General features: G+C 62.2%; 16 protein-coding genes. 1 reads left to right on the forward strand and 15 read right to left on the reverse strand.

The genetic code is table 11. The features are described from left to right. The first annotated feature begins 147 nt into the window (after positions 1-147). On the forward strand, positions 148-1,299 hold the full coding sequence (locus AC1DUB_RS05445) for a S1C family serine protease (protein ID WP_477728635.1): 1,152 nt from the start codon (positions 148-150) through the stop codon (positions 1,297-1,299). Positions 1,300-1,455: 156 nt separating this feature from the next. On the opposite strand, the gene tatC is transcribed toward AC1DUB_RS05445, so the two are convergent. The 15 genes from tatC to murA all read right to left on the reverse strand — a co-directional run bounded on the left by tatC (position 1,456) and on the right by murA (position 12,723). Continuing rightward, positions 1,456-2,265, reverse strand: a complete 810-nt coding sequence (gene tatC / locus AC1DUB_RS05450) for a twin-arginine translocase subunit TatC (RefSeq protein WP_477728636.1) — start codon at positions 2,263-2,265, stop codon at positions 1,456-1,458. Between the two features lie 63 nt (positions 2,266-2,328). After that, the gene (gene tatB / locus AC1DUB_RS05455; RefSeq protein ID WP_477717722.1) at positions 2,329-2,811 is read right to left on the reverse strand and encodes a Sec-independent protein translocase protein TatB; all 483 of its coding nucleotides are present in this window, start codon (positions 2,809-2,811) and stop codon (positions 2,329-2,331) included. 106 nt (positions 2,812-2,917) lie between these two features. Next, positions 2,918-3,166, reverse strand: a complete 249-nt coding sequence (gene tatA, locus AC1DUB_RS05460) for a Sec-independent protein translocase subunit TatA (RefSeq protein WP_477717721.1) — start codon at positions 3,164-3,166, stop codon at positions 2,918-2,920. 189 nt (positions 3,167-3,355) lie between these two features. Continuing rightward, positions 3,356-3,715: a histidine triad nucleotide-binding protein gene (locus tag AC1DUB_RS05465; protein WP_477717720.1), complete on the reverse strand. Its 360-nt coding sequence runs from the start codon at positions 3,713-3,715 to the stop codon at positions 3,356-3,358. Between the two features lie 51 nt (positions 3,716-3,766). Next, positions 3,767-4,117: a DUF4870 family protein gene (locus tag AC1DUB_RS05470; protein ID WP_477717719.1), complete on the reverse strand. Its 351-nt coding sequence runs from the start codon at positions 4,115-4,117 to the stop codon at positions 3,767-3,769. Between the two features lie 50 nt (positions 4,118-4,167). Then, positions 4,168-4,551, reverse strand: a complete 384-nt coding sequence (locus AC1DUB_RS05475; RefSeq protein WP_477728637.1) for a phosphoribosyl-ATP diphosphatase — start codon at positions 4,549-4,551, stop codon at positions 4,168-4,170. Between the two features lie 17 nt (positions 4,552-4,568). Then, positions 4,569-4,958, reverse strand: coding sequence for a phosphoribosyl-AMP cyclohydrolase (gene hisI / locus AC1DUB_RS05480; RefSeq protein ID WP_477717717.1), 390 nt, complete (start codon positions 4,956-4,958; stop codon positions 4,569-4,571). Between the two features lie 154 nt (positions 4,959-5,112). Beyond that, complete coding sequence (gene hisF, locus AC1DUB_RS05485; protein ID WP_477728638.1) at positions 5,113-5,892, reverse strand: imidazole glycerol phosphate synthase subunit HisF; 780 nt, start codon at positions 5,890-5,892, stop codon at positions 5,113-5,115. 121 nt (positions 5,893-6,013) lie between these two features. Beyond that, positions 6,014-6,754 (reverse strand): 1-(5-phosphoribosyl)-5-[(5-phosphoribosylamino)methylideneamino]imidazole-4-carboxamide isomerase, encoded by a 741-nt coding sequence (hisA, locus tag AC1DUB_RS05490; RefSeq protein ID WP_444825571.1) that lies wholly within the window; start codon positions 6,752-6,754, stop codon positions 6,014-6,016. A gap of 79 nt (positions 6,755-6,833) precedes the next feature. Next, positions 6,834-7,505, reverse strand: coding sequence for an imidazole glycerol phosphate synthase subunit HisH (gene hisH / locus AC1DUB_RS05495; protein WP_477728639.1), 672 nt, complete (start codon positions 7,503-7,505; stop codon positions 6,834-6,836). A gap of 99 nt (positions 7,506-7,604) precedes the next feature. After that, entirely contained in the window at positions 7,605-8,225 is a 621-nt protein-coding gene (gene hisB, locus AC1DUB_RS05500; RefSeq protein ID WP_477717714.1) for an imidazoleglycerol-phosphate dehydratase HisB, read from the reverse strand. After that, positions 8,222-9,298, reverse strand: coding sequence for a histidinol-phosphate transaminase (hisC, locus tag AC1DUB_RS05505; protein WP_477728640.1), 1,077 nt, complete (start codon positions 9,296-9,298; stop codon positions 8,222-8,224). The genes hisB and hisC overlap by 4 nt, the downstream gene beginning before the upstream one ends. Continuing rightward, complete coding sequence (hisD, locus tag AC1DUB_RS05510; protein WP_477728641.1) at positions 9,295-10,638, reverse strand: histidinol dehydrogenase; 1,344 nt, start codon at positions 10,636-10,638, stop codon at positions 9,295-9,297. The genes hisC and hisD overlap by 4 nt, the downstream gene beginning before the upstream one ends. A gap of 15 nt (positions 10,639-10,653) precedes the next feature. After that, on the reverse strand, positions 10,654-11,292 hold the full coding sequence (hisG, locus tag AC1DUB_RS05515; protein WP_477728715.1) for an ATP phosphoribosyltransferase: 639 nt from the start codon (positions 11,290-11,292) through the stop codon (positions 10,654-10,656). Between the two features lie 156 nt (positions 11,293-11,448). Then, complete coding sequence (gene murA, locus AC1DUB_RS05520; RefSeq protein WP_477728642.1) at positions 11,449-12,723, reverse strand: UDP-N-acetylglucosamine 1-carboxyvinyltransferase; 1,275 nt, start codon at positions 12,721-12,723, stop codon at positions 11,449-11,451.

Consider the following 12,723-nt stretch of genomic DNA (forward strand, 5'->3'; position numbering starts at 1 on the left):
ACGGCCCCGGAAGCAGCCCTGGAAATGCCGGCTTGAGGGACAATATGACCAGTGAGCAGGCGCTTAACCGGCGGTCGGCAATACATCTGGCTTTGGGACACCCCGTTCACCACCTTCCACCCTCACCTTCTACCCACCTTTTTCCCCATGAAGCGCACCTGGCTCCTGTTTTCCCAGACCGTCACTGTCCTGCTGGCCGCCTACTTTGTCGTGGCAACGCTCAAACCGCAGTGGCTGGGTACCTCCGTCGGTGGGGTATCCGTGATCGAGGCACCGGCCAGCATCGTGCCGCGCGGCGCCGGACCCGCCGGCAGCTTCAGTTCGGCCGCCAAAATCGCCTCGGCAGCGGTGGTCAGCATCAACACCAGCAAGGCCGCCGTCAAAAACCCGCATGCTGACGATCCGTGGTTCAAGTTTTTCTTCGGCGACCAGGGCCGTATCGAACCGCAGGGTGGCTTGGGTAGCGGCGTCATCATCAGCGCCTCGGGCTACATCCTGACCAACAACCACGTGGTCGAAGGTGCTGACGAGATCGAGGTCATCCTCAACGACACGCGCAAGGCCAAGGCCCAGGTGATAGGCACCGACCCCGACACCGATCTGGCCATTCTCAAGATCGACCTGGACAAGCTGCCCGTCATTGTGCTGGGCAACTCCGACGCGCTGCAGGTGGGCGACCCAGTGCTGGCCATTGGCAACCCTTTCGGCGTGGGCCAGACCGTGACCGGCGGCATCGTGAGCGCCCTCGGGCGCAACCAGCTCGGCATCAACACCTTCGAGAACTTCATCCAGACCGATGCCGCCATCAACCCCGGCAATTCAGGCGGGGCACTGGTTGACGTGAACGGCCACCTGATGGGCATCAACACCGCTATTTACTCGCGCTCGGGCGGCTCCATGGGCATCGGCTTTGCCATACCGGTATCAACGGCCAAGCAGGTGCTGGAGGGCATCGTGAAAGACGGCCAGGTCACGCGCGGCTGGATAGGCGTGGAGCCGCAGGAGCTCAACACCGAATTAGCCGAAACCTTCAACATCAAGCCCGCAGCCCTGAAGAACGGCGGGGTGATCATCACGGGCGTGCTGCAGAACGGCCCGGCCGCGCAGGCCGGCATCCAGCCCGGCGACGTGATCACTGCGGTCAACGGCAAGTCCGTGAGCAATGTGAGCCAGCTGCTGACCGCCGTGGCAGCCCTCAAGCCCGGCACGCCGGCACCCCTGACCGTGCTGCGCCAGGATCGCCAGACCGACATTGCAGTCACACCGGGCAAGCGCCAGCGACCCAAAGTGCAGCGCTGAAGGATCAGCCGGGTGCAACCGCCGAGGGCTGGCGGGAGGCTTTGCGCCCATGGGCAAGCCGACAAATGCACGACTGATTTATAGCGGAAGACGCCCATTGGGAGGGGCGCTGCGCGATGGAAGCTATATTGCCCGCCACCGGGCCGGCGCGCAGCCTCAGGGCTTGGCAGCTTCCGTTTCGCTGTCCGTGTCGGGGGCCTTGGTGTGCTTGACAAACACCTGCGCGGCCACAATGCCAATTTCATAGAGCCCACCCACCACCATCAGCAGCATGATCATCGAGCCCGCATCAGGCGGCGTGACCAACGCCGTACCAATGGCGGCAATCACCCAGAAATAGCCGCGGTATTCGCGCAGCTGGGCCACACTCAGCACGCCCATGCGCACCAGCAGGATCACGGCGATGGGCACCTCGAAGGCCAGGCCAAAGGCCAGGAACATGCCCAGCACGAAATTGAGGTATTCCTCAATGTCAGGTGCGGCGGTGATTGACTTGGGTGCAAAGCTCTGGATGAAGCGAAACACCTGGCCAAAGACAAAGTAGTAGCAAAACGCCACGCCCACAAAAAACAGCAGAGTGCTGGAGATCACCAGCGGCATGACCAGCTTTTTCTCGTGCGAATACAGGCCGGGCGCGACAAACGCCCATACTTGGTAAAGCACCACCGGCAGCGCAATCATGAACGCGGCCATGAACAGTATCTTGATGGGCACCACAAACGGCGAGATGACGTTGGTGGCAATCAGCGTGGCCCCCTTGGGCAAGGTGGCCACCAGCGGCGCGGCCAATATGTCATACAACGCGCCGGGCCCCGGAAACAGCGCCAGGATAGCAGCGGCGACGCCGATCGCAATCACCGCCTTGATCATCCGGTCGCGCAACTCCATGAGGTGCTGAACAAAAGGCTGTTCAGTCCCTGCAAGTTCGTCGGGTTTGTCGGGTTTATCAGTGTTGTGATCGCTCATGAAGGGAGTTTGCGCTGGATGAAGGGCGCCGCAATGCGCGGAAAGAGAAGAAGACCGGAACGATCAAAAAGAGGAGGAGCGCCCGGACTGTGGACGAAAACGTGCCACGCGGGCGGCGCCAGACTGCGCCTTGGTCCGCACGCCGGACCGAGCTTTGTACCACTGCGGAGTAGCGCCGGCTTTCAGCCGCCAGTTCTTTTTCGGGTGCTTGTATTCGGGAAAGACCACCATGCCGGGCAACTCGTCGGTAGCGGGTGACGCGGCAGTGCCCGTGGCTTCAGACCATGACTTTTCAAAATCACTGGCATTCGTCTGGATCGAGTTTTCGACGTCGCGGGCGGCGCCCTCAACCGTGTCTTTCATTTTCTTGAGCTCGTCGAGCTCCATGGACCGGTTGACCTCCTGCTTGACGTCGGCCACGTAGCGCTGCGCCTTGCCCAGCAGCGTCCCCACCGTGCGCGCCACGCGCGGCAGCTTTTCGGGGCCGATCACAATCAGCGCCACCGCACCGATCAACGCAATTTTTGAAACGCCGAGATCAATCATGCGGGCAGTCGAGGGTCAATCCGGCCGCCGGGCCGCCCCAAGGCCGGCTGCGCCCCCTCGGGGAGCAACGCAGCACGCGAAGCCGCAAGTGGGGGACCAACATTTTTCAAGACTTCTGCTTGGCTTCGACGTCGATGGTGGTTTTGTCTGCAGCTTTGTCGACGGCTTGCGCGTTTGTGACCTGACCAACAGGTTTTTCGTCAGTGGCAGACTGCCCGCCGTCTTTCATGCCGTCCTTGAAGCCTTTGACCGCGCCGCCGAGGTCGCTGCCCATGTTTCTGAGTTTTTTGGTGCCGAACACCATCACCACGATCAACAGCACGATCAGCCAGTGCCAAATGGAAAGTCCACCCATGTTTTACTCCTAATCTGTAATTGCAGGTTTTGTCGGTTTGCAGACAACTGTAGTCATTCTAAAGGCCCCACCTGCCCGGGCACCTATTACACACATTGACCTGCGGGTTAGAGACCGGATCCCGCGCGAGGTTCCAGATTGTCTGACCCCGCCTGCCCGGCCCGCCGGCATTTTTCCGTTTACTTTTTGCTACCCCTTGAGCCACGGCCGGGGCCCGCCGATCACATGGAAATGCAGGTGATGGACTTCCTGGCCCCCTTCGGCGCCCGTATTGGTCAAAATGCGGAAACCGCCTGCGGGGTAGGGATTGCAGCCCAGTTCCATGGCCAGCCGGGGCGCCAGCACCATCATGCGTCCCAGCACCCCTTCATGCTCGGGCCCCACCTGCGCCATGGACGGGATATGCACCTTGGGGATGATGAGGAAATGCACCGGCGCCCAGGGGTGGATGTCATGAAACGCGAACAGTTCGTCGTCTTCATACACCTTGCGGCTGGGGATGGCGCCTGCGGCAATTTTGCAGAAAATGCAGTTGTCAGAGTGGCTCATGCGATGGGTGAGGGGTCAGGAGAGTTTTTTGGGGAAGCGCGGCTACCGGAATCAGGACGGCCGCTGGCTGTTAAAGCGCATCCAGCCCTTGATGCAGCGGTACAGGTACCAGAGCCAGACAATGCCGTAAGCGATCGCACCGGGCAAAAACAGCAGCAGCCACAAGGGCGACAGCAGGACCAGCCACAGCAGCGTCCACCAGAACGTACGGATCATGTAGTTGTGATGGTCGACATAGAGCGCATCGGTTTCGTCGGCCCGCCGGATGTAGTTGGCGATGAGTGCGATGACAGCAAACACACCGCCGCTGAACCAGGCCAGCGTGTGCAGGCCATACAGCACATGCATGAAGAGGCGGTCACCGCTGCTCTTGATTTCAAATTCGGCCAGATCAGTTTCCAAAGTTGCACCTCCACTCAGCAGGGAAAGGTGGCGGAAAATTCCGGAAAAAATCAGGTCTTTTCAGCCGCATCGCGATTTTGCGCCTTGCGCAACGCTTTTTCCTCGATGCCGCTGGTGCCCTCGCGGCGCTCCAGTTCGGCGATCACATCGGCAGGCTGCAGGCCGTAATGGGCCAGCGCGATCATGCTGTGAAACCACAGGTCAGCCACCTCGCCGACCAGCTTGGCCTGCAACTCCGGGGTCGGGCCGCCATGGTCCAAATCCTTGGCGGCCATCACGGTCTCGGTGGCTTCTTCGCCAATTTTTTTCAGGAAGGCGTCGGGGCCCTTGTGCAGCAGGCGCGCCACATAGCTGGTGCCAGGGTCGCCGCCATTGGCCGGTTTACGGCTTTCGATGATCTGCGCCAGGCGCCGGAGGGAATCGTTGGAGGACATGCGTGGTACGGATAGGGCTATTTGTAGATGCTGCCGGGATCTTTCAAGACCGGCTCGGTCACGATCCACTGGCCATCTTTGTAGAGATGGAAAAAGCAGCTGTGGCGGCCGGTGTGGCAGGCAATGCCGGGTTCGTGGCCGAGTTGCGTGACCTTGAGCAAAATCACGTCGTTGTCGCAGTCCAGGCGAATCTCGTGCACGGTCTGCAGGTGACCGGACTCTTCGCCCTTGTGCCACAGGCGCCCGCGCGAGCGGCTGTAGTACACCGCCTGCCCCAGCTCGGCGGTCTTTTGCAGTGCCTCGCGATTCATCCAGGCAAACATGAGCACATCGCCGCTGGAAGCTTCCTGCGCGATGACCGGGATCAGGCCTTTTTCATCCCAGCTGACTTCGTCTAACCAGTTCATGGGTCTATTGTCGGGGATTTGAATACTTCAGGAGATTGCAACACAAAACCCTCCAGGCCAGGACATCGCGGGGCCGGCTCGGCCGGACCGCAGATGTCGCCCCAGCAGGGGGGAAGGTGTAGCGACACGCAGTGCGCGAAGCCTGCGGGTTGCGTCACATTCTGACCGGAATACCGCGCCTGGCCATGTGCTGCTTGGCCTGCTGCACCGTGTATTCACCGTAGTGGAAAATGCTGGCCGCCAGCACCGCGTCAGCGCCCCCCAGCTGGATGCCGTCAGCCAGATGGTCCAGGTTGCCAACGCCGCCCGAGGCAATCACCGGCACAGTCACGGCGTCGCTGACCGCACGGGTCAGGGCCAGGTCAAACCCCGACTTGGTGCCGTCACGGTCCATACTGGTCAGCAGAATTTCGCCGGCGCCGCGTCGCGCCATCTCGGTGGCCCAGGCCACGGCGTCGAGCCCGGTGTTCTTGCGCCCGCCATGGCTGTAGACGTCCCAGCCGGGGCCGCGGGTTTTGGCGTCTTCTTCACTGCGCCGCTTGGCGTCGATGGCCACCACGATGCACTGCGCGCCGTATTTGGCCGAGGCGTCCTCAATCACCTGCGGGTTGGCCAGTGCAGCCGAATTGAAGCTGGTCTTATCGGCCCCGGCATTGAGCAGGCGCCGCACGTCTTCCACCGTGCGCACGCCGCCGCCCACGGTGAGCGGAATGAACACCTGCGAGGCCACGGCTTCGATGATGGGCAGGATCAGGTCGCGCCCGTCGCTGGTGGCGGTGATGTCCAGGAAGGTGAGCTCATCCGCGCCCTGCTCGTTGTAGCGCGCGGCAATTTCCACCGGGTCGCCGGCATCGCGCAGCTCGACAAAGTTGACGCCCTTGACCACGCGGCCGCCGGTGACGTCGAGGCAGGGAATGATGCGTTTAGCTAACATGTGCCCCCCACGGTCGCCCACTGCGAGCCTGCGGCAGCTCCCTGCCCCTTGCACTGAGAAAGGGGCCGCTGCGCCTGCGGCCCCTGCTGGTATGCAGAGCCGCCATTTGTGGCAGCTGCGGTCATCCGTTTAACTCATCCGCGCGGGCCTGCGCCGCCGCAAAATCCAGGTCGCCGCTGTAAATGGAGCGGCCGCAGATCACGCCTTCAACGCCTTCTTCTTCGACGTCGCACAGCGCTTCGATATCAGCCATGTTTGACAGGCCGCCGGAGGCGATCACGGGGATCGTCAGCGCCTGCGCGAGTCTGACGGTCGCTTCAATGTTGATACCGCTGAGCATGCCGTCGCGGCCGATGTCGGTATAGATGATGGACTCGACGCCGTAGTCCTGGAATTTCTTGCCCAGATCAATCACTTCATGGCCGGTGAGCTTGCTCCAGCCGTCCGTAGCGACCTTGCCGTCCTTGGCATCCAGGCCGACGATGATGTGGCCGCCAAAGGCGGTGCAGGCATCCTGCAGGAAACCGGGGTTCTTGACCGCGGCCGTTCCGATGATCACGTAGCGCAGGCCGGCGTCCAGATAACGCTCGATGGTGTCGAGATCGCGAATGCCGCCGCCGAGTTGCACATCGATCTCGCTGCCGACTTCGGTCAGGATTTTCTTGATGGCCGCCTCGTTTTTGGGCTTGCCGGCAAAGGCGCCATTCAGGTCCACCAGGTGCAGGCGGCGTGCGCCCTTGTCGACCCAGCTGCGCGCCATGGCCGCCGGGTCTTCGCTGAAGATGGTGGATTGATCCATGTCGCCTTGTTTGAGGCGAACGCAGTGACCATCTTTCAGGTCAATCGCGGGAATAAGTAGCATGTTGCAGTAAGAGGAAAACAGGTGACGGGGTTAACAAAGACCTGGGAAATTCGATGAGCGGCGCTGCTGCCCGTGGCCTTCAGGGCTTCCAGTGCAGGAAATTACGGTACAGGGCCAGTCCGTGGTCAGCGCTTTTCTCGGGGTGGAACTGGGTGGCGAAAATATTATCGCGTGCAATCGCCGCCGTAAAGCGGCCACCATAGTCCGCTTCTCCGGCGATGTGGCGCGCATCCGACGGACGGGCATAAAAGCTGTGAACGAAGTAAAAATAGGCGCCGTCCGGCACGCCAGCCCAGATCGGGTGCTGGCTCAAGGCCGGGCGCCACACCTGGTTCCAGCCCATTTGCGGCACTTTGTAGCGGCTGCCGTCGGGCTGGATCTGCCCGACCAGGTCGAACTTGACGACTTCGCCGGGGATCAGGCCCAGGCCTGGCGTTGCGACGCCGGCGGCCCCCTCATGGCTGCTGTCCAGCAGCATCTGCATGCCCACGCACACACCGAACAGGGGCTTGTGCGCAGCGGCGTGCAATACCGCATCCTTCAGACCGGATTCAGCCAGGGCACGCATGCAGTCAGGCATGGCCCCCTGGCCAGGCAGTACCACGCGCTCGGCGTCCAGCACGTCCTGCGCACGCGAGGTGACCAATACCTCATAGCCGCTGCCCTGAGACACATGCTGGACGGCTTGTGACACCGAACGCAGGTTGCCCGAGCCGTAGTCGACGACCGCCACTCTTTTCACATTAGACATTCATCGATATTTGCTACGAATTCAGGAGCTGATAACGCCCATTCTACTGGGGCAACAAGCCAAACCCAGGGTAAATGCAATTCCATGGCGCGCCGGCGGCTAGAGCGAGCCCTTGGTCGACGGAATCACGCCCGCCGCACGCGGGTCGATTTCCAGCGCCATGCGCAGCGCCCGGGCAAACGCCTTGAACACGGTTTCAGCCTGGTGGTGGGCGTTGTCGCCGCGCAGGTTGTCAATGTGCAGTGTCACAAATGCATGGTTCGCGAAGCCCTGGAAGAACTCGTAAGCTAGCTGGCTGTCGAAGGTGCCTATCATGCCGCTCTTGAAGGGCACATGCATTTCCAGGCCCGGGCGGCCCGAGAAATCGATCACCACGCGCGACAGCGCCTCGTCCAGCGGCACATAGGCGTGGCCATAGCGGCGCAGGCCTTTTTTGTCCCCGACGGCCTGGGCCACGGCCTGCCCGAAGGTGATGCCGACGTCTTCCACCGTGTGGTGGCCGTCAATGTGCAGGTCGCCCTTGGCCTGGATGTCCAGGTCAATCAGGCCGTGCCGGGCGATCTGGTCCAGCATGTGGTCGAAAAAGCCGATGCCCGTCGACAGGCTGGACTTGCCCGTGCCGTCCAGGTTGAGCTTGACGGTGATCTGGGTCTCGGCGGTGTTGCGCGAGACTTCCGCCTTGCGCGGGGCCGGGGTCTGAGCAGTGGGAGGGGTGGTCATAGGGATTTTTCAAGCGCCGCCAGCATTTGCGTATTCTCGTCCGCGGTGCCGACGGTCAGGCGCAAACAATTGGCCAGCAATGGATGCATTTTAGAAACGTTTTTGACCAGCACATGGCGCGACTTCATGCCTTCAAAGGTTTTGGCTGCATCGGGCACCCGCACCAGGATCATGTTGGCGTCGCTTTTCCAGGCCTTGACGCCCTTCATGGCCGCCAGCGCGTCCAGCAGCATGGTGCGCTGCGCGACCAGGGCCGCGGCCTGCCCGGCGAACACTTCCCGATGCTCCAGCGCAAACAGCGCGCACTCGTAATTGAGCACGCTGATGTTGTAGGGCGGGCGCACCTTGTCGATTTCGGCAATCAGGGCCTTCGGGCCCATCATGTAGCCGATGCGCACACCGGCCAGGCCAAACTTGCTGAGAGTACGCATCAGCAGCACATGGCCGTGTCTGGTAATGCGGTCGATATAGCTTTTGCTGGAAAACGGCTGGTAGGCCTCGTCCATCACCACCAGACCGGGCGCTGCGGTGATGATTTTCTCAATGACGGCATCGTCCCACAGGTTGGCGGTGGGGTTGTTCGGGTAGGCCAGGTAAATGATGGACGGCCGGTGCTCGGCGATGGCGGCCAGCATGGCAGCTTCGTCGAGCTCAAAGTCAGCCGTCAGTGGCACGCCAATGAATTTGAGGCCCTGCAGCTGCGCGCTCATGCCGTACATCACAAAGCCCGGCAGCGGCGCCAGAATGGAACCGCCTTCCACGTCGCAGGCCATGGCGAGCAGCGAAATCAGCTCATCCGAGCCGTTGCCCAGCATGATGTCAAAGCCTTCAGGCATCCGGGCGTAGTCTGCCAGGGCCTGGCGCAGGTCGTTGACGCGGCCATCGGGGTAGCGGTTCAGCGCCAGCGCACCCAGCCGCTGCCCGAGATGGGCCTGCAGCGCGGCCGGCAACCGATGCGGGTTTTCCATCGCGTCGAGCTTGACCATGCCAACGGAGTCCTGAATGGCATAGGCATGCATGGACTGCACGTCCTGGCGAATCAGCTGTTTGAACTTCGGGTCCAGCGCGGTCATTTATTCACTTTCATGTCGGGTACGGTGTGCAGGCGAAACTCGGCGGCGCGGGCATGCGCCTGCAGGCCTTCGCCATAGGCCAGTTCAGCGGCAATCCTGCCCAGTGTCTGGGCACCCTGCTCGCTCACTTCGATCAGGCTGGAGCGTTTCTGGAAGTCGTAGACGCCCAGCGGACTGGAAAAGCGCGCCGTTCCGCTGGTAGGCAGTACGTGGTTGGGGCCGGCGCAGTAGTCGCCCAGCGACTCGCTGGTGTAGGCACCCAGGAAGATGGCGCCGGCGTGCTTGAGCAAGGGCTCCCATTCATGCGGCTGGCTGCTGGAGACTTCCAGGTGCTCGGGCGCAATGCGGTTGCTGATGGCGCAGGCCTCTTCCATGCTGCGGGTATGGATCAGCACACCCCGGCCGTTGAGCGATTTGGCAATGATCTCGGCGCGCGGCATGGCGGGCAGCAGGCGGTTGAGGGCTTCGTGCACCTTGTCGATGTAGGCCGCATCCGGACACAGCAAAATGCTTTGCGCCAGTTCATCGTGTTCGGCCTGGCTGAACAAATCCATGGCCACCCAGTCGGCGGGGGTACTGCCGTCGGCCAGCACCAGGATTTCGGAAGGGCCGGCAATCATGTCGATCCCCACCGTGCCAAAAACGCGGCGCTTGGCCGCGGCCACGTAGGCATTGCCGGGGCCGGTGATCTTGTCGACCGCGGGAATGGTGGAAGTACCGTAGGCCAGCGCAGCCACGGCCTGCGCGCCCCCAATGGTGAAGGCACGCGTCACGCCGGCCACATAGGCGGCCGCCAGCACCAGCGGGTTTTTCTCGCCCTTGGGCGTGGGCACGACCATGATGATTTCGCCAACGCCGGCCACGTGGGCAGGAATGGCGTTCATCAATACCGATGAGGGGTAAGCCGCCTTGCCGCCAGGCACATAGATGCCGACACGGTCCAGCGGTGTGACCTTCTGGCCGAGCAAGGTGCCGTCCTCATCACGGTAGCTCCAGCCTTCGCCATTGGCCTTCTTCTGAGCCTCGTGGTAGCTGCGCACACGGCGGGCCGCAGCCTGCAAGGCATCGCGCTGGGCAACGGGAATCGCATCAAATGCGGCCTTCAACTCGGCCTGGCTGAGCTCCAGCGCGCTCATGGCCGCGACATTCAAGCCGTCAAACCGCGCGGTGTATTCAAGTACCGCGGAATCGCCGCGCCGCTGCACGTCCAGAAGGATGTCGGCCACCCGCTGCTCTATGGCCGCATCGGCTTCGGCAGACCAGTGCAGGCGGGCCTTGAATTCAGCGTCAAAAGTGCTGGAAGTGGTCGAAAGGCGTGCGGGACTGGCTACTAAATCCATAGCATTCTTTGTGGACTATTGCGTGATGACCGAGGAAAAGGCGTCAATCAGCTTGCGGATGGGCGCCTGCTTGAGTTTGAGGGCGGTCTGGTTGACCACCAGATGCGAGCTGATGTCCATGATGCGCTCGACCTCGATCAGGTGGTTGGCCTTGAGCGTGCTGCCGGTTGAGACCAGGTCGACGATGGCGTCGGCCAGGCCGGTGAGCGGCGCCAGTTCCATGCTGCCGTAGAGCTTGATCAAATCCACGTGCACGCCCTTGGAGGCGAAGAAGTCGCGGGCAATGGCCACGTACTTGGTTGCCACTTTCAGGCGCGAGCCCTGCTTTACCGCGGCGGCATAGTCAAAGCCTTCGCGCACCGCCACGCTGATGCGGCATTTGGCAATTTGCAGATCCAGCGGCTGGTACAGGCCCTGGCTGCCGGACTCCAGCAGGGTGTCCTTGCCGACCACGCCCAGATCCGCGCCACCGTACTGCACATAAGTAGGCACATCCGTGGCGCGCACCAGCACCACACGCAAATCGGGCTGGTTGGTCCGCAGGATCAGCTTACGCGATTTTTCAGGATCGTCCAGCACTTCGACACCCGCCGTCCGAAGCAGCGGCAGGATGTCATCGAAAATACGGCCTTTGGAAAGTGCGAGCGTGATCACGGTGATGCTTTCAAAGAAAAGGAACGCAGAGAAGCCGATGGGCGACAGCGTCATCCCGTCTTGCCAAGTTCAAGCCGCAGGGCCGGCTTTGCCGGACTGCAGGCGGGCGGCCCCCTCGGGGGGCAGCGAACCACACGAAGTGGGGAGCGTGGGGGCTCACGACTTCACCCGTTCTATGTCCGCGCCTATGCCGCGCAATTTGGCCTCCATCTGGTCGTAGCCGCGGTCCAGGTGGTAAATGCGGTCCACCAGGGTTTCGCCTTCGGCCACCAGGCCGGCGATCACCAGGCTAGCGGAAGCCCGCAGATCGGTGGCCATGACGGTGGCGCCGGAAAGCTTTTCCACACCTTCCATGACGGCAACCTTGCCTTCGATCTGGATCTTCGCGCCCAGGCGCACCATCTCGTTGACGTGCATGAAGCGGTTTTCGAAAATCGTCTCGGTCACCGTGCTGCTGCCCTGCGCAATGGCATTGAGCGCCATGAACTGGGCCTGCATGTCGGTCGGGAACCCGGGGTATTCGGTGGTACGGAAGGACTGGGCCTTCATGCGACCCTGCGCCTGGATACGGATGAATCCCTCGCCGGCCGTGATGGTGGCGCCCGCCTCACGCAGCTTGTCGATGACCGCATCGAGGTGGTCGGCCCGGCCATGCCGGAGCACCACATCGCCGCCCGCAGCGGCCACCGCACACAAAAAGGTGCCGGTTTCAATGCGGTCGGCCACCACCTGGTGGGTACAGCCATGCAGGCGCTCCACGCCCTGGATGCGGATGCGGCGGCTGCCGTGACCCTCGATCTTCGCGCCCATCTTGATCAGCATGTCGGCCAGGTCACCGATTTCGGGCTCCTGCGCCGCGTTTTCAAGAATGGTTTCGCCCTCGGCCAGGCTGGCTGCCATCAAAAAATTCTCGGTGCCGGTGACGGTCACCATGTCGGTGGTGATGCTGGCACCTTTGAGGCGCTTTTGACCCGCGGGAAGTTTGGCAATCATGTAGCCGTGCTCGACCACGATCTCGGCACCCATGGCCTGCAGGCCCTTGATGTGCTGGTCCACCGGCCGGGAGCCAATGGCGCAGCCACCGGGCAGCGACACCGTGGCTTCGCCAAAGCGCGCCAGCAGCGGACCCAGCGCCAGCACGGAGGCGCGCATGGTCTTCACCAGTTCATAGGGCGCTTCGGGCGAGCTCAAGGCGCCGGCATGGAGGGTGACGGTTCCCGGTACATGCGTGCTGCGTTCGGCTTCCACGCCCATATTGCGGATCAGCTTGAGCATGGTGGCCACGTCCTGCAGGCGCGGCACATTTTCCAGCGTCACAGTGTCTGCCGTGAGCAGCGCCGCGCACAACTCCGGGAGGGCGGCATTTTTGGCGCCCGAAATATCGACGGTGCCGGCGAGCGATCTGCCGCCCTTGATGAGTAGTTTGTCCAT

The sequence above is a fragment of the Polaromonas sp. P4_F9 genome, from assembly GCF_056401235.1.